The 16,150-nt window shown below is 45.2% G+C and carries 16 protein-coding genes; 8 read left to right on the forward strand and 8 right to left on the reverse strand.

The features are described from left to right. Nucleotides 1-24: 24 nt before the first annotated feature. Nucleotides 25-1,317 (forward strand): glutamate-1-semialdehyde 2,1-aminomutase, encoded by a 1,293-nt coding sequence (gene hemL, locus AEA42_RS01050; protein ID WP_055646711.1) that lies wholly within the window; start codon nucleotides 25-27, stop codon nucleotides 1,315-1,317. A gap of 87 nt (nucleotides 1,318-1,404) precedes the next feature. On the opposite strand, the gene AEA42_RS01055 is transcribed toward hemL, so the two are convergent. Beyond that, entirely contained in the window at nucleotides 1,405-1,602 is a 198-nt protein-coding gene (locus tag AEA42_RS01055; protein WP_037415478.1) for a hypothetical protein, read from the reverse strand. Nucleotides 1,603-2,134: 532 nt separating this feature from the next. Between AEA42_RS01055 and nhaD the strand changes: the two genes are divergently transcribed. Then, nucleotides 2,135-3,382, forward strand: coding sequence for a sodium:proton antiporter NhaD (gene nhaD, locus AEA42_RS01060; protein WP_037427613.1), 1,248 nt, complete (start codon nucleotides 2,135-2,137; stop codon nucleotides 3,380-3,382). 55 nt (nucleotides 3,383-3,437) lie between these two features. On the opposite strand, the gene AEA42_RS01065 is transcribed toward nhaD, so the two are convergent. Further along, nucleotides 3,438-4,550: a general secretion pathway protein GspB gene (locus tag AEA42_RS01065; protein ID WP_037427614.1), complete on the reverse strand. Its 1,113-nt coding sequence runs from the start codon at nucleotides 4,548-4,550 to the stop codon at nucleotides 3,438-3,440. Beyond that, nucleotides 4,550-6,217: an AAA family ATPase gene (locus AEA42_RS01070; protein ID WP_037427616.1), complete on the reverse strand. Its 1,668-nt coding sequence runs from the start codon at nucleotides 6,215-6,217 to the stop codon at nucleotides 4,550-4,552. Before AEA42_RS01070 ends, AEA42_RS01065 begins: the two co-directional genes overlap by 1 nt. Before the next feature lie 174 nt (nucleotides 6,218-6,391). Here AEA42_RS01070 and AEA42_RS01075 point away from each other — a divergent pair, with 174 nt between their 5' ends. After that, the gene (locus AEA42_RS01075) at nucleotides 6,392-7,642 is read left to right on the forward strand and encodes a multifunctional CCA addition/repair protein (protein ID WP_037427618.1); all 1,251 of its coding nucleotides are present in this window, start codon (nucleotides 6,392-6,394) and stop codon (nucleotides 7,640-7,642) included. Nucleotides 7,643-7,877: 235 nt separating this feature from the next. Continuing rightward, the gene (locus tag AEA42_RS01080) at nucleotides 7,878-8,144 is read left to right on the forward strand and encodes an Lpp/OprI family alanine-zipper lipoprotein (protein WP_007650000.1); all 267 of its coding nucleotides are present in this window, start codon (nucleotides 7,878-7,880) and stop codon (nucleotides 8,142-8,144) included. 610 nt (nucleotides 8,145-8,754) lie between these two features. Here AEA42_RS01080 and AEA42_RS01085 read toward each other — a convergent pair. From AEA42_RS01085 to folB, 4 genes are all read right to left on the reverse strand, one after another. Further along, on the reverse strand, nucleotides 8,755-9,594 hold the full coding sequence (locus AEA42_RS01085; protein ID WP_037427620.1) for a putative RNA methyltransferase: 840 nt from the start codon (nucleotides 9,592-9,594) through the stop codon (nucleotides 8,755-8,757). Nucleotides 9,595-9,678: 84 nt separating this feature from the next. Then, entirely contained in the window at nucleotides 9,679-10,479 is an 801-nt protein-coding gene (locus AEA42_RS01090) for an undecaprenyl-diphosphate phosphatase (RefSeq protein WP_037415463.1), read from the reverse strand. 18 nt (nucleotides 10,480-10,497) lie between these two features. Then, nucleotides 10,498-11,001, reverse strand: coding sequence for a 2-amino-4-hydroxy-6-hydroxymethyldihydropteridine diphosphokinase (gene folK / locus AEA42_RS01095; RefSeq protein ID WP_037415460.1), 504 nt, complete (start codon nucleotides 10,999-11,001; stop codon nucleotides 10,498-10,500). A 48-nt stretch (nucleotides 11,002-11,049) separates the two neighbouring features. After that, nucleotides 11,050-11,400: a dihydroneopterin aldolase gene (gene folB, locus AEA42_RS01100; RefSeq protein ID WP_055646712.1), complete on the reverse strand. Its 351-nt coding sequence runs from the start codon at nucleotides 11,398-11,400 to the stop codon at nucleotides 11,050-11,052. Between the two features lie 261 nt (nucleotides 11,401-11,661). On the opposite strand from folB, the gene plsY reads away from it, so the two are divergent. Further along, on the forward strand, nucleotides 11,662-12,273 hold the full coding sequence (plsY, locus tag AEA42_RS01105; RefSeq protein ID WP_055646713.1) for a glycerol-3-phosphate 1-O-acyltransferase PlsY: 612 nt from the start codon (nucleotides 11,662-11,664) through the stop codon (nucleotides 12,271-12,273). Nucleotides 12,274-12,349: 76 nt separating this feature from the next. Here plsY and tsaD read toward each other — a convergent pair whose 3' ends face one another. Further along, the gene (gene tsaD / locus AEA42_RS01110) at nucleotides 12,350-13,366 is read right to left on the reverse strand and encodes a tRNA (adenosine(37)-N6)-threonylcarbamoyltransferase complex transferase subunit TsaD (protein WP_037431043.1); all 1,017 of its coding nucleotides are present in this window, start codon (nucleotides 13,364-13,366) and stop codon (nucleotides 12,350-12,352) included. A 214-nt stretch (nucleotides 13,367-13,580) separates the two neighbouring features. Between tsaD and rpsU the strand changes: the two genes are divergently transcribed. The 3 genes from rpsU (at nucleotide 13,581) to dnaG (ending at nucleotide 16,054) form a co-directional block, all read left to right on the forward strand. After that, on the forward strand, nucleotides 13,581-13,796 hold the full coding sequence (gene rpsU / locus AEA42_RS01115) for a 30S ribosomal protein S21 (RefSeq protein WP_006080725.1): 216 nt from the start codon (nucleotides 13,581-13,583) through the stop codon (nucleotides 13,794-13,796). Between the two features lie 6 nt (nucleotides 13,797-13,802). Beyond that, nucleotides 13,803-14,246, forward strand: a complete 444-nt coding sequence (locus tag AEA42_RS01120) for a GatB/YqeY domain-containing protein (RefSeq protein ID WP_037415447.1) — start codon at nucleotides 13,803-13,805, stop codon at nucleotides 14,244-14,246. A gap of 83 nt (nucleotides 14,247-14,329) precedes the next feature. Beyond that, nucleotides 14,330-16,054, forward strand: a complete 1,725-nt coding sequence (gene dnaG, locus AEA42_RS01125; protein ID WP_037431044.1) for a DNA primase — start codon at nucleotides 14,330-14,332, stop codon at nucleotides 16,052-16,054. The last annotated feature ends 96 nt before the right edge of the window (nucleotides 16,055-16,150 follow it).

Raw genomic sequence — 16,150 nt, forward strand, 5'->3', positions numbered from 1 at the left:
GGCTACATACTTTAAGGACTTAACATGACCCGTTCCGAAGCGCTATTTGAACAGGCTAAAAAAACCATCCCCGGCGGTGTTAACTCTCCGGTTCGTGCATTTAACGGTGTAGGTGGCTCACCCCTGTTTATTGAAAAAGCTGATGGCGCTTATATTTACGATGCCGATGGTAAAGCTTATATCGACTATGTAGGCTCTTGGGGCCCGATGATCCTCGGCCACAACCATCCGAAGATCCGTGAAGCCGTATTGGCTGCGGTACATAATGGTCTGTCTTTTGGCGCGCCAACTGAGCTTGAAGTGCAAATGGCTGAGAAAGTGATCGCCATGGTACCTTCTATCGAGCAAGTCCGTATGGTGAGCTCAGGTACTGAAGCGACCATGAGTGCAATTCGCTTAGCGCGCGGTTTTACTAATCGTGACAAGATCTTAAAATTTGAAGGCTGTTACCACGGCCACGCCGATTGCCTATTAGTGAAAGCAGGTTCCGGTGCATTAACCTTAGGCCAACCCAGCTCTCCTGGTATTCCTGAAGATTTCGCAAAGCACACCTTAACTGCTGTGTATAACGATCTGGATTCTGTTCGTTCGCTGTTCGAGCAATATCCAACTGAGATTTCTTGCATCATCATCGAGCCCGTTGCTGGCAACATGAACTGCATTCCACCTATCCCAGGCTTCCTCGAAGGTCTGCGTAGCCTGTGTGATGAGTTTGGTGCGCTGCTGATTATCGACGAAGTGATGACAGGTTTCCGTGTATCAAGAAGTGGCGCTCAAGGTCACTATGGCGTTACACCAGACTTAACCACACTCGGTAAAGTCATCGGTGGCGGTATGCCTGTAGGTGCATTTGGTGGCCGTAAAGATGTGATGCAGTTTATCGCACCAACTGGCCCTGTATACCAAGCAGGCACGCTTTCAGGTAACCCTATTGCGATGTCAGCGGGTCTAGCACAAATGGAAGCTCTGTGTGAAGAAGGTCTGTACGAAGCGCTGAGCGCTAAAACCAAGCGCATCGCCGAAGGCTTTAAAGCGGCGGCGGATAAGCACGGCATCCCAATGGCGATCAACTATGTTGGCGGCATGTTCGGCTTCTTCTTTACTGAGCAAGAGCAGATCACTCGCTTCGACCAAGTGACTAAGTGCAATATTGAGCACTTCCGCACTTTCTACCATGGCATGTTAGATGAAGGCGTTTACTTAGCACCGAGTGCTTATGAAGCTGGCTTCCTATCGATGGCCCATGGCGAAGAAGAATTGCGCCTCACGCTTGAAGCGGCTGATCGCGTATTAGCTCGCATGAGAGCGGCAATGTAAGCGAGCGCTTAAAATATCAAGGGACGCATTAGCGTCCCTTTTTCTTACTTAGCTTTTGAAAGTAATATTGTGCAAATCTTAGCCCAATCAATAGCTATCGGACTTTTTTGAACCTAAGGCCGACTTAAAGATAATCGCTGCGACTAAGGCTTGTAGAGTTAACGTGATGTGATCAATCACTAAGCTAGGATTGTGGAATATACCCAAAGCAAGTAATTGTTTACCACTGTAGATCAGCCAAACCAAAGAGCCTAAGAGTAAGAGACTCCGGAGTACAAAGTTCATTTTGCATCATCCTCAAAATACAACATCCAGTGTCCTAACGATAAAAGAGGCACAAGATACCGCTCACTTTCTGTTCGGTCAATATTTCGACGTGGCCATATCTGTGACTCACTCAGCACATTCCGTACAATTGTCGGTAATAAACTCAAATCCAGCATCTAATTTGAACCATTGAATTTTCAATCAGAATTTTCTCTCTAAAGAAAAATTAATTGCAGGATCGATAAAATAACGGCTTAGACTTTAATCGTAGATCTTACTTTACACTCAATAACCAACCCAAAATAAACAACATAAAAAACCAACAAAAAACCACAAGACAGTATTTAAAACTAAAAACACACCAAAACAACTGAGATACACATCACAAAGCAACGCAAAACTGAGTTACAGCTAACAGTTGCGTTATTCGCGCCATTATGTTCTGATCCGCACGCGTTAACACGGCAAACTTAATTAAGCCTTGATAATGCCACTCAATAGCTCGCCTTTGGCCTGCCACGACATTAAAACAGCAGTTGGAATTGCAGTTATGCTATATACCTTTCTGATCATACTGGCACTGCTTGCATTGCTCAGTATTATTTTTGAAGAAGTAACCCACCTTAATAAAGCAAAAACCACCTTATTCTTTGGCTGTATTTCATGGGTAGCACTATTCATGGCTGCTGGAGATCCTAGCCATGAGAAGTTAGTTGCTCATCAACTCAATGAAAACTTGCTTGAAATTGCCACCTTGTGGCTATTTTTAATGTCGACAATGACCTTTGTGGCCTATCTTAACGCCAAAGGTATGATTCAAATCATGGTGCAGAAGCTCTTTCCACAAAAGGTTTCTGTTCGGTTATTGATGATACAAGTCGCATTATTCTCGCTAATTCTGTCCGCCTTTTGTGATAACGTCACCGCTACATTGGTTTCTTTGGGCTTATTAACCACCTTCAAACTCGATAAACAGATGCGTCGCAGAATGGCGGTGTTGATTATTTTCGCAGTGAACTCAGGTGGTGTAGCATTGATCACTGGTGACGTCACCACGCTGATGATCTTCCTCGCGGGTCACGTACATATCTCCGAACTGTTAATGCTGTTCATCCCATCAGCCGTGAGTGTCGTTTTACTGGCAACGCTCTTTTCGCTAAAAGCTGAAGGTATCGTCTCAACAACCCCAATTAAACATAGTTATCAAACGGTTGATCTACTGATTGCCCTCGTGTTCTTCTGCACGATTTTAATGACCATGTTACTCAACATTTTGTTTGGCATCCCTCCAGTACTGACCTTCTTAACCGGTCTGTCCATCATGTTCCTGATTGGTCATACAACGCGCAGCGATAAAGAAGAAATCAAGATCCTTGAATATATCCGCCAAGTTGAATATGACACTTTGTTATTCTTCTTAGGGATTTTATTGCTAGTTGGCATGCTTAAAGAAATCGGCACCTTAGATATGCTGACCGAGGCCTATGCCCTATTTAATCCAAATATCTCAAACTTTGTCACAGGCATGGGTTCAGCTCTTATCGATAACGTGCCACTCACTGCTGCCCTATTAAAAGCAGAACCTGTACTCAACACTCCAGAATGGTTAGGCTTAACCTACAGTGTGGGCGTAGGTGGTTCATTGTTAGTGATTGGTTCGGCTGCGGGTATCGTGGCCATGAGCAAAGTAAAAGAGCTCACTTTTGTAAGCTACTTGAAATATGTACCTGCACTATTCCTATGCTACTGTGTTGGCTATGGCTTAACTTTATTCCTCGCATATAACTTCTTTGCTTAATTTAAAACGATAAACAAAAGGCGCCAACAGGCGCCTTTTGTCTTAAGAGAATGCCTTACATCGCCGGAACCCTAAACTGTGTTCCTTGAATGTCTAAAACGACATCCCGCGGACGAATGGCAATGATCTTTAACTTACCACCAATCATATCGCCTTCCTGTAACTCGGCACCGTCAACGTTTAACCAACGCTGACTCGCATCCGTCGAATAAACATGGGCAACAATATTAAATTCCGGTACTTGTAGTTGTAATCCCGCAGGCAGTTGCCCGTATTTAGGAATATCGCCATTTTCCGTTTTAGGGATAGGATCAAGCTTAGGCTCAGTCACAGGTGTTTTAGCCGCTTTGACATATTCCACCTCTTTCAGTGCATCTTGGAAGGTCGCGACCAATTCATCATCTTGACGACTCTGCGCCGTATCCAAGCCAACATCCGTCGCCGCAGCATTAACTTGTTGACGCAGCGCCTCAAGTGTTGCTAACCCTTGACGATTAGCATTCGCGCCCAACATTATTGGTTCAGGATCGGCAAACTCTTGCGCCAGCTCCCCATTTTCGGCCGGTGATGGCTGGGCGCGAGTTGTTTCATCTAAGGCTGCTGACGTCGCAAGATAGTCATCATAACTAGGATCAGCATTTGAGGAAGTATTTGTAGCGACAACCTGAGACGAATCTACGTTCGGATAAGCTTGTGCGCTTAAAGGCACATCATTTAATACCTGCTCCCTGGGCAAAGCGACTTTCCCAGCTAATCGAAATCCTGCGGCGTTCCCCTGAATAACAGTATCTTCCTGCGTGGCAACCGTAGTGGCTGCACTTACTGGGTCATTTAAGGATGCGTTCCGGTTAGCCTGACTCGTTGAGACAGAGCTATCAGAACCTGTATTTGAAGCATGCTGAGTTATCACTGTGCCCGTTTGAAGATCACTTCTATTATCATCATTAGCCTTCAAGGGCATCATTGAATTGACCTGTTGCCAATGCGCAACGCCCCATGCCACACCGATACCAAGAGTAATCGCAACGGCAAGCAGCGACAATTTTGCAGCAGGGAAAGAAGCCTTGCGTGGCGCAGGATAACTTGCCCTCGGCGTTAATACCGCATCGGGTAAAGGTGAAGCTTGCTGTTGTTTATTACGGGTTACCGCGTCGAGTAAGATAGACATTAACTCTGGGCTCCATTATCGGTTAGGCGCGGCCCTTGATCACTTAAATACAAATTCAGTCTCACTAACGTTTGATTGCCTGCAATACCGTCAGCCTTCAACCCATGTTGGCTTTGAAAGGCTTTAAGATCATTCTCCAACTTAAGATCAAATTGGCTGACTCGGCGTGAAGGTCGTTTAGCCACATGGGCAAGCGCATTCTCCAGCCACTGTAATTGCCCAGGGCTCGATTTTTGGCTAATTTCCAGCATAGGTAAATTGGGGGCCTGCCAGAGAATTTCAAAGGTGCCGCTAAAGTGTTGATTGAACCAAGCTCTATCAACCCAAAGCTGCTGCTCGCCCAATTGCATCAATAGCTGATCACCATCAACTGCAATGACAGCACCATAAAAATCTTGTTGATTATCATCAACTAAATATACAACGGCAGGATAATTTAGCCGCGTAATCGACATCCAATTTCCCTGCTGTTGATAACATGACAGCCCCTGCTCCCGTGCAGACTGACAGGCTGTGAGGCCTTTAAATGGGACTTTGCCCCACACATTAAAAAGACCTGCAAAGGCGGTATCAATACTTCGACTTTGTTTGATAGCCTCCTGTAATACCCGCAGACTGGGGTCAGCCGCCACAACAGTATTTTGCACTTGAGTGAGTGCTGGTACAGTATTATTTACTGGCGTTTGGCTTTGCTGAACAGAATTGTCAGCTACAACTGTTTGTTTGTCGTGGGTCACAGGCTCGGTCGTCACATTGGCAACAGCAAGTTTATCCGTAAACAACCAATAGGATACTCCAAAAGCTAATACCAATGCGGCGGCGATAGCACTTGGCCACAGATACTTATGCTGCTGTGGTTCTTCTTCGCCTAATACTTCAGCCGCAGCTTGTCTCACCATATGGTGATCAATGGGCACCTTAGATTGTGCGTAACCCGCCATCAAAGCACGTTCACACAGCAAGTTAATTAATCGCGGAATGCCGCCACTGTATTTGTGCAGCACTTTAATGGCTTTACGGGTAAATAGCGGTTCAAAACGACCCGCCACCTGTAAACGGTGCAAAACGTAAAGGGCAATTTCATCTTCATTTAGCGGCAATAAATGATAACGAGCAGTGATCCGCTGGGCTAATTGCCGCAGTTCTTGTCGTTTGAGTAGCAGCTGCAGTTCAGGTTGGCCAATCAAAATGACTTGCAGCAGTTTTTTCGTATCGGTCTCGAGATTGGTGAGCAACCTTAATTGCTCTAATACTTCGGCACGCAGATGCTGCGCCTCATCGATGATGAGAACGGTATTGCGGCCTTTCTCATGATTGGCCAGTAAGAAACGACTCAGATGGTCAGTGAGCTGTTTAAGGGTTGGGTTTTCACCATAGCTAATCTTCAATTCATCACAGAGTGTAGCGAGTAATTCCAACTCCGTCAGCGAAGGATTTAAGATAAACGCCGTATCGGTATGATCGGGTAATTGCCCAAGCAAACAACGAGATACTGTTGTCTTCCCTGTGCCGACCTCTCCCGTTAGTAACACAAAGCCACCCGTCTCACCCAACCCGTAGGTTAAATGGGCTAAGGCTTCTCTGTGTCTGTCACTCAAGAATAAATAATGTGGATTGGGTGCAATCGAAAAAGGGTTATCACTGAGTCCATAAAAGGCCTTGTACATACCACCAATCATCCTAAGCTAAAAATAACGCCCCACGTTAAAACGTCCAAAGGATATTGTCAAAGCATCAGCAATATGGATGTGACATTCTAATAAATATCTACACTCTAGTTCGCCTTGCAATGGCATCATCATGATAAGCTATGCCTATGGCACACTCGCTAGAATAATCCTGTGAAAATTTACTTAGTTGGCGGCGCTGTACGAGACAGCCTGCTAAACCTTCCAATAAAAGATAAAGATTATATGGTTGTCGGCGCCACTCCTGAGCAAATGCAGCAATTGGGCTATCGCCAAGTAGGTAAAGACTTCCCGGTCTTTTTACACCCTAAAACCCAGCAAGAATATGCGTTAGCGCGTACGGAGCGTAAAGTGGGTTTGGGTTATGGTGGTTTTAGCTGTTATGCCAGTCCCGATGTTACCCTAGAGCAAGATTTGCTAAGACGCGATCTCACTATTAACGCGATTGCCCAAGATGAAGAAGGCAATTTGTATGATCCCTATAATGGTGTCGCGGACATACAGGCACGGCAACTGCGGCATGTGTCAACAGCCTTTGCAGAAGATCCTTTAAGGGTGTTACGAGTGGCACGCTTTGCCGCACGTTTTCATAGTTTAGGTTTCAAGATTGCTACAGAAACCATGTCCTTGATGCAGCATATGAGCCAAACCGAGGAATTAACGGCGCTTACGCCTGAGCGCGTTTGGCAAGAAGTCGATAAAAGTCTCGGCGGCCCCAATCCAGAGATTTTTTTCCAAGTGCTGCGGCAATGCGGTGCATTGAAAATCCTATTCCCCGAAATTGATGCACTTTTTGGTATCCCACAACCGGAAAAGTGGCACCCTGAGATAGATACAGGTCTGCATACTCTGATGGTGTTAACACAGGCAACATTACTGACTCAAGACAAAGCGGTACGCTTTGCAGCTTTAGTGCACGATCTGGGTAAGGCATTAAGCCCCAAAGAACACTGGCCTAAACACCATGGCCATGGACAAAAAGGATTACCCGTCATTAAAAAACTGTGTGAACGGTTACGAGTCCCTAACGAGTATCGCGACCTCGCTCTATTGGTTAGTGATCTGCACCAAAACGTACACCAAGCATTTGAATTAAGAGCCGAGACAATTGTTAAAGTCTTCGATAAAGCCAATTTTTGGCGTAAACCAGACCGACTAAATCAACTCCTATTGGCTTGTATCGCCGATATGCGAGGGCGCACAGGCTTCGAGCATCAAGCCTACCCGCAAAGTGACTACCTTAATGCGTGTTTTTTAGCCGCTAATAATGTGGATATAAAAGCCATCATCGCAGCAGGATTTCAGGGAGGACAGATAAAACAAGCGCTCAATTTGAGGCGGATTGATAACGTCGAGCAAGTGAAACTCAACTGGCCACACCAACAAGCCAAACTGACGCCATAAAATTGTAATTTTTTTGTAAACACATAAACACTTTCTAGTAAATGGGACACCATTTTTCGATGAGAAATGACGATATAACCGGGAAAAAACGCTTTTAAAAAAAAATTTATATGTCTATAGTGGTTAAACGCATTAATATTCGTAGCAAATTAAAATAGCTATGTCATAATTAGGCAGTTTCGATTACCAAGTGACGAAACATTCAAATCCAACCTATTTTAAGGGATTTTTTACAATGAACAAAAAAGTACTGATGATTGCTGGTTTAGCAATGACTGCCCTACTAGGTGGTTGTGCAAACACTACTGCTCTGGAAGAAAGCGTTGCAACTCTGGGCAACAAAGTTGATCAATTGTCAGCTGATGTTGGCTCTCTGAAATCAGAGCAAAGCAAACTGTCTGCAGACGTTAAAGATGCTAAAGCAGCAGCTATGGACGCACAAGCAGAAGCTAAACGCGCTAACGACCGTCTAGACAACGTTGCTTCTCGTTACAAGAAGTAATGATAGGTAATTAACCTGTAATTCATCAGGTTAAGATCAAAGGCTTGAGAGAGATGAAAGCGAATAGCACATCGATCCAAGCCTTTTTTTATGGTTGATTGTCAGCTTTCACAAGCTAATTCCGTAATAAGCCAAGCTGTGTTGAATAACTGAAATTTAGCTAATGCTTATTAGCTTCACAAACCAAACTCTCAGCTTGACATCAAGATAAACTCTTATCGAAAGAAAACGACTTTCCAGTATTAATCATTCTTAAACTGGTATATCCATCGTAAAATCGATTTTTCACTTTTCATAATCCTCTCCCCTGTTCTCACTAAAAACGTTATTTTTATTAAATCTCTTAACGGGTATTTTAATGAAAGTACAACAGCGCAAACTCAAGCAATTTGCGAGACAAAAGCAGTTAAGAGGTTATATCTGTAATGAACGACGGCTGAATAAATACAAACTCCAAGGCATGCAGTCTTGGATTAACATAAAAGCAACATAAAAGCTCGATTATTATCATGCACTTGCATTATTCACTCTACAGAAGCATCAAGAAATAGAATACCTAAGCTTATGAATAGGTTAAAAAACATCCAATAGGATTATTTATTTTAGCGAGTTAAGCTCTGATTAAAGACTTTTGCGCTAAGACTAAAATAAAGTCAATTTCTAGATTATTGAATACTTGAGTCCGAATAAGGTGTTTGACTTTATCCGATGCACGCCACGCATAAGGTGTCATATCAAGCAATACCAAAACTTGTTCACCTGTTATCGATAAACTAAATTGCACTCGCTGCTGCTCTTTTACGATTAACCCAGTAGGTAAATTTATTTGGACTGATTTTTCAATGAGTTCTGGATAAATGAGCGTCTTGAGTTGCCATAAATGCCGAGCACCTGGGATCACCTGCAACATAAGCCCTTGCTCTTTAAGCACGCGGACGCATTCTTTTCCCTTCAACGGCTTATCGACAACAGTAATAAAATCGAAGCAATTATCTGCAAAGGGTAACGCTTTGGATGTACTGAGATAGAGCGATGCTGGCGTTTGCGCTTTAGCTGCAGCAAAAATAGTATTTTCTGCATCCGAAACGCCACTGTAGTGGACGTTCATCCCATTTGTCAGCCTTGACAGCAACGAAGATAACGCACGTAAATAAAAGCCCTCAGCACACTCGTAGTCCAACAAACAATCATCAGCCTGTAAATGCGCAGCAATCATCTCACCCATTTTGTCGATTAAAGGCGTAAAAATCCCTGACTCGAGTAAGAACCGTTTAGCTCTGACCTGTTGACGACTATCCCCCGTCGGCTTTTGACGAGCAGGCTTAGTGAACACCCAATATCCAGCTTCATTCTTATCAAAATGGTGCTTATTCGCACAATAAAAACCTTGGGACGCCTGATGTTGCATCAGTGGCAAACTACAGGTAGGACATTGATATTGAAGGCTCATAAACAACTCCAAATACGAAAATTCATGCCTAAAAACACAAAAATCGGGTACTTGACCCGATTTTTTGGCAAAAGAGCGAGTGCATTATAAGAAGATAAATCCACACAACACAGCACCAAGGGCAAGACGATAAATAACGAAAGGCGTCATACCCATGCGGCTAATGATTTTCAAGAAATAATGTATACACAGATAAGCCGCAGCGAAAGAAATCACAGTGCCTAGTGTAAGCGCTTGATAGTCAATGGGAAGCGGGCTTTCAGCCAAATCTTTACCCACTAAAATAGCCGCGCCTAAGCTGACAGGTACAGACATCAAGAACGAGAAACGCGCAGCAGCATCGCGGCTAAGACCTAACATCAGCGCCGCGGTCATCGTCGCACCTGAGCGAGATGTCCCCGGGATTAACGCCAGCGCCTGAGCAAAACCAATTAATAATGCCTTGCGCCACCCCGTTTGATAAACCGTCAAATCACGGCGTGACATCTTATCCGCCCACCAAAGCAGCAAACCAAAGACCACTGTTGTCACAGCAATAACGCCGGCATTGCGTAAATGGGTTTCGATAAAGTCTTTGGCCATAAAACCAAAAAATACCGCAGGTAAAGTAGCAAGAATAATCCACCATGCCAGTTTGCTATCGTCAGAATGCTGACCTTTAACCATGCTGGCAATCCACGCCTTAAACATAGCCCAAAGTTCATGCCTAAAATAAATCACTACGGCAAACAATGAACCTGTATTAACGGCAACATCGAAGGATAACCCTTGATCTTCCCAGCCTAAAAGCTGTGCAGGTAGGATAAGGTGCGCCGAACTTGAAATGGGGAGGAACTCTGTTAATCCTTGAATTAACGCTAAAATAATTACCTGAAACGTATCCATGACAATCCTATCAATCAATTAAAAAGTCAGTCCAAAAGGCCATTCAAAGGCCACCGGCCACAGCTTTTGTGACGTTTTATCATATTCATCCCACATTGCAGCATAGGTTTTTAGCTGCAATGGGTGAATCAAATTGGGGGCGATTTCCGCTAAAGGCCAAAGCACAAAAGCATTACTGACAATTTCGGCGCGGGGCAGTACCACAGGGGTCTGACAAACGACATCATCGTAGAGCAATAGGTCAATATCTAAGGTTCTTGGACTAAACTTTTTGGCCCCCACCAACCGGCCGTGATTTTGCTCGATTTGCTTAAACTGCGCAACTACCTCAGCAATATTCAGACTCGTTTGTGCACAGACCACCATGTTTAAAAAGTTGGTACCATTAAATCCAACCGCTTCACTCTCGTACATTGAGGAGAGTTGCAGCGGGCCAAAGTATTCCCGTAAGGACAGCAAGCCCGCCTTAAGGTAGCGAGTGGGTTCTATATTACTACCTAAACTAATGTATATACGTGCCATACGAATGTCCGAACCGTCCAAACCGAAAACCCGAATCTAAAGATTCAATTAACGTGAGCGCTCAATCTCAACCCCAACAGAAGCGGCTGAAGGGACAGCACCTGGCTTCATCACCACCACTTTTACCCAACTCACCTTAAACTCGGTCAGCAAACACTGGGCAATCCGCTCGGCAACCGTCTCAATCAACTCAATGGGCTTTTCGGTAATGAGCTGAGTCAGGCGATTCGATACCGTCTCATAGCAGAGCGCGTATTGATAATCGTCTGTTACCGCTGCGGCCTTATTATCCCAAGCCATATCCAGATCTAAAAACAAGCTTTGGTGAATTTTCTTTTCCCATTCATAGACGCCAATCACAGTATCAATACGTAATTGTCGAATAAGCACTTTATCCATATTAATTCCTACTCACTCATACCAATGAGGTCTGATAAGCTAAACGCCATAGAGTCTGTATAATCCACCGTTCAATTGAACGACTAATTTACTTTCTACTCGGGCCAATCCGAAGTAGGATAACGCCCAAAAGGATTTGTTCGTTCAGAAACTATCGCAACCTGATAAGTTGCGTAATCGCCATCGCTTATGACTGAATGCTTGCCAAGTGGCCGTTAAATTGTGGCGCGATAATACCTTAAGACGTGTAAGGAAACCAATGTGAGTCAATTAACACTGACACTTTTGATGATTGTGGCCGCCTATTTAGCCGGTTCTGTCTCAAGTGCTGTGCTAGTGTGTAGGATAAGAGGCCTTCCCGACCCAAGAACGCAGGGTTCGGGCAACCCCGGAGCAACCAATGTGCTGCGCATTGGCGGCGCAAGTTCGGCTGCCATGGTGTTATTTTTCGACATGCTGAAGGGTGCTCTACCAACGTATCTTGCCTATTTAATGGGAATTGACGCCATTTCCCTCGGCCTTATCGCAATCGCCGCCTGTCTTGGCCATATCTATCCGATCTTTTTTGGTTTTAAAGGTGGCAAAGGCGTTGCAACAGCGTTTGGAGCCATGGCACCAATTGGTGATGACTTGGCCATCTGTTTGATGGCATCTTGGGTCGCCTTAGTCTTGATTAGCCGCTACTCTTCCCTTGCTGCCATTATTACCGCATTGCTTGCACCACTTTATACTTGGTGGCTTGACGATAGGTTTACCATTCCAGTTGCGATGCTCTCGACCCTGATAATCATTCGCCATAAAGAAAATATTCAGCGACTTCTCAAAGGGGAAGAATCTAAGGTATCACGTAAAAAGCGTCCTCCTCCGCCCTAAGCCATTTGAGCATTATCATACATAAATAAAAACAGTGCTTAATGCACTGTTTTTATTTAGATTAACTCGCAGAATATCAAGCAACAGGCGGCAAGGTATCGAGCGGCCATCGCGGTTGACCTTTTACTGCTAAGTCTTCCTGCTGCCCTGCCTTCAAACGCTGTAATCCAGCAAAGGCAATCATGGCGCCATTATCAGTACAAAATTCACCACGAGGATAATAAACGCGACCACCAATAGAGGTCATCATCTCAGCCAAGGTTTCGCGTAAGCGGGTGTTGGCACTCACGCCACCGGCAATCACTAAACGGTTATAACCCGTCTGTTTTAAGGCGCGGCGACATTTAATCGCTAAGGTATCTACAACCGCTTCTTCAAAAGCTCGGGCGATGTTGGCGCGGGTTTGCTCATCATCAGGTTCAGCGGCAATGGTATTGGCGGTAAAGGTTTTAAGGCCGGAGAAACTAAAATCAAGCCCAGGCCTATCTGTCATTGGACGCGGGAACTGATAACCAGCAGGCTCGCCTTTGGCGGCAAGTTTGGCAAGCCGTGGCCCCCCAGGATAATCCAGCCCCATCAACTTGGCCGTTTTATCGAAGGCTTCACCGGCGGCGTCATCCACCGACTCTCCTAAGACTTCATAAAGGCCGATACCATCGACTTTGACCAACATGGAATGACCGCCTGACACCAACAGTGCAACAAAAGGAAACTCCGGAGCATCTTCCTCAAGCATAGGTGCCAGTAAATGCCCTTCCATATGATGTACACCGATGGCGGGCTTGTTCCATGCAAAGGCTAGCGAGCGACCAACACAGGCGCCCACTAATAAAGCCCCAATTAATCCAGGGCCTTTGGTATAAGCGATACCGTCGATGTCGGCAATGTCGGTATTGGCGTTTTTCAACGCTTGGCGGATCAGCGGGACAATTTTGCGCACATGGTCGCGGGAGGCCAGTTCAGGCACCACGCCACCATAATCCGCATGCAACTTAACCTGACTATATAACGCATGGGAAAGTAACCCCAGCTTATCGTCATAAACGGCAATACCTGTCTCGTCACAGGATGTCTCAATACCTAGAACCCGCATGGTGCCTCAAATCAAAACGTTTAAAGGGCGCTAATTCTACCTGCATGATGACAATTACTCCAGCCGACAATCACGTTATTCAGCCCCCCAAACCAAGCTGAAATGATTAGGGCTTTACAAGCCTAGTGGTCTCGGTATAAAATTCCGCACCATTTTAAATACACTTGGTTCAAGTCATTGAACCAGACAACCTACACCTAAGGGGTGATGGCGTATGCCAATTATTAAAGTACGTGAAAACGAACCATTCGACGTAGCTCTGCGTCGTTTCAAGCGCTCTTGTGAAAAAGCTGGTATTTTAGCCGACGTGCGTGCTCGTGAATTCTACGAGAAGCCAACTACTGCTCGTAAGCGCGCAAAAGCAGCTGCAGTTAAACGTTTAGCTAAAAAGCTTTCTCGCGAAAACGCACGTCGCGTACGTTTATACTAATCTCTTATGAGCCTAATTGATCAGCTAAAAGACCATATGAAACAGGCCATGATCGCCAAAGAGAAGGCGAGATTGAGCACTATTCGTATGGCACTTGCAGCCATCAAACAGATTGAAGTGGATACCCGCGAAACTCTGAATGATGAGCAGGTTATAGCTGTCTTAACCAAAATGGTGAAACAACGTCGCGATTCGATTGCTCAATATGAAGCAGCGGGTCGTAGCGAGTTGGCCGCAGCAGAAGCAGAAGAGATTCAAGTTATTGAAGCTTTCCTGCCTACTCCCCTCTCTGAGGCGGAAATTGCCGCGTTCATCGATGCTGCTATTGCTGAAATAGGCGCATCCTCCATGGCGGATATGGGCAAAGTAATGGGAGCATTAAAACCTAAAGTTCAAGGACGTGCAGACATGGGCGCTATCGGCGCTATGATCCGTGCAAAATTGCAATAATTAGCGTTTCAATGTATGAACAAGCCGTGCCTATGCGCGGCTTGTTTGTTTAAATTCGCGCAAGGCGAGATTTTAAGCACTCAATGGCAATACCTCGTGATTTTATCAATGAGCTAATCGCTCGCACCGACATCGTCGAACTTATCGACCGCAAGGTGCCCTTGAAAAAGGCGGGTAAAAACTACTCGGCCTGTTGTCCTTTTCATAGTGAAAAATCACCTTCGTTTACCGTTAGCCGCGATAAACAGTTTTATCATTGTTTTGGCTGCGGCGCCCACGGCAATGCCATCGATTTTGTGATGGAGTACGACAGACTCGATTTTATCGATGCTATTGAAGATCTTGCCGGACAACTGGGCTTAGAAGTGCCCAGAGAACAAGGCACGGGTAAACGCCAAGACGATGGCCTAAGCCGTGATCTCTACCAATTAATGGAAGAAGCGAGTCGCTTTTTTCAAACCCAGTTAAGACAACACCAAGACAAGCAAAAAGTCATCGACTACCTCGCTTATCGCGGATTATCCGATGATATTGTTGAGCATTTTGGGATTGGTTTTGCACCCGACGGTTGGGATGGGTTATTAAGCCGCTACCGACACAGTCAAGATGCACAGGATAAACTCCTGACCGCAGGCATGCTGATCAGCAATGACAGCGGTAAAAGATACGATAGATTCCGTGACCGCCTGATGTTTCCCATTCGCGACCGCCGTGGTCGTGTGATTGGATTTGGTGGCAGAGTATTGGGAGATGGCACACCCAAGTACTTGAATTCTCCAGAAACGCCCATATTTCATAAGGGCAATGAACTCTACGGCCTATACGAGCTAAAGCAACGTCATCGTGATCCAGACAAAATACTGATTGTCGAAGGCTATATGGACGTCGTTGCCCTAGCCCAATATGGTGTCGATTATGCGGTTGCATCGCTTGGCACCTCGACGACAGCTGAACAATTTCAATTGTTGCTGCGTAGTGCTAAAGAAGTCATTTGCTGCTACGACGGCGATAGAGCCGGTAATGAGGCCGCCTGGCGCGCCTTAGAAACTGCCTTGCCCCTGTTAAAACCCGGGGATAAAGTACGTTTTATGTTTTTATCGCAATCTGAAGATCCAGATTCAATGGTTCGCAAGATTGGTAAAGACGCATTCGAGCAACTGATGGACAGTGCTATCAGCCTGCCCGAATTTTTGTTTGATACATTAACGACGAAATACGGTACCGATAAAGGTAATTTAGCCAAACAAGCCTTTGGCCTAATTGAAAAAATTCAAGACACTGTGCTGCAAAACCTCCTACTTGAGAGCTTAGCTCATAAGTTAGGAATGAACAGCTCAGACGATATGAAGAAAAAACTGGGTTTTAGTGTCAAACAAACTAAGCCCACAGCATCAACGGGACTCAAAGGACGCGGTACACCATTGCGACTTGCCATCGCCTTGTTAGTACAGCATCCCGAGCTGGGACTGGGGTTATCTCCGCAACCAGCATTAAACCATCTGCAAATGCCAGGCATCGACTTGCTGCCATTGCTGTTGGCGTTAACTCGAGAGCATAAGTTAAACAGCGCACAACTACTTGAGCAATTCAGAGACAGCCCCCACAGCGGGACGCTGCATAAATTAGCCCAATGGGACCATCAAGTGGCGGAAGAAAACTTGCTCGAAAAGTTTAAACAGACCCTGGTTTGGTTGAACAATCAATATATTGAACAACGATATCAGGAATTGAGTCTAAAACAGACCCATACTAAGGAAGAAAAGATCCAGCTGCAGAAGCTGATCTCAGTCATGAAAGGACTAAACTGAGGCAAAAATGTCCTCATTCAGTATCCCAGTGACTAGCACAGGTAAGTGCACATGGCTATAATTGACGATTTGCGCGGCACTTAGCACGAGCTAACT

Source organism: Shewanella sp. Sh95 (assembly GCF_001308045.1).
In the GTDB taxonomy this organism is placed as follows: domain Bacteria; phylum Pseudomonadota; class Gammaproteobacteria; order Enterobacterales; family Shewanellaceae; genus Shewanella; species Shewanella xiamenensis.

Coding starts and splice junctions, on each gene's coding strand:
- AEA42_RS01080 (WP_007650000.1), top strand. CDS start 7,878: ATGAACAAAAAAGTACTGATGATTGCTGGTTTAGCAATGACTGCCCTA.
- dnaG (WP_037431044.1), top strand. CDS start 14,330: ATGGCAATACCTCGTGATTTTATCAATGAGCTAATCGCTCGCACCGAC.
- rpsU (WP_006080725.1), top strand. CDS start 13,581: ATGCCAATTATTAAAGTACGTGAAAACGAACCATTCGACGTAGCTCTG.
- AEA42_RS01065 (WP_037427614.1), bottom strand. CDS start 4,550: ATGTCTATCTTACTCGACGCGGTAACCCGTAATAAACAACAGCAAGCT.
- folK (WP_037415460.1), bottom strand. CDS start 11,001: ATGGCACGTATATACATTAGTTTAGGTAGTAATATAGAACCCACTCGC.
- AEA42_RS01085 (WP_037427620.1), bottom strand. CDS start 9,594: ATGAGCCTTCAATATCAATGTCCTACCTGTAGTTTGCCACTGATGCAA.
- folB (WP_055646712.1), bottom strand. CDS start 11,400: ATGGATAAAGTGCTTATTCGACAATTACGTATTGATACTGTGATTGGC.
- AEA42_RS01055 (WP_037415478.1), bottom strand. CDS start 1,602: ATGAACTTTGTACTCCGGAGTCTCTTACTCTTAGGCTCTTTGGTTTGG.
- AEA42_RS01120 (WP_037415447.1), top strand. CDS start 13,803: ATGAGCCTAATTGATCAGCTAAAAGACCATATGAAACAGGCCATGATC.
- tsaD (WP_037431043.1), bottom strand. CDS start 13,366: ATGCGGGTTCTAGGTATTGAGACATCCTGTGACGAGACAGGTATTGCC.
- nhaD (WP_037427613.1), top strand. CDS start 2,135: ATGCTATATACCTTTCTGATCATACTGGCACTGCTTGCATTGCTCAGT.
- AEA42_RS01090 (WP_037415463.1), bottom strand. CDS start 10,479: ATGGATACGTTTCAGGTAATTATTTTAGCGTTAATTCAAGGATTAACA.
- AEA42_RS01070 (WP_037427616.1), bottom strand. CDS start 6,217: ATGTACAAGGCCTTTTATGGACTCAGTGATAACCCTTTTTCGATTGCA.
- hemL (WP_055646711.1), top strand. CDS start 25: ATGACCCGTTCCGAAGCGCTATTTGAACAGGCTAAAAAAACCATCCCC.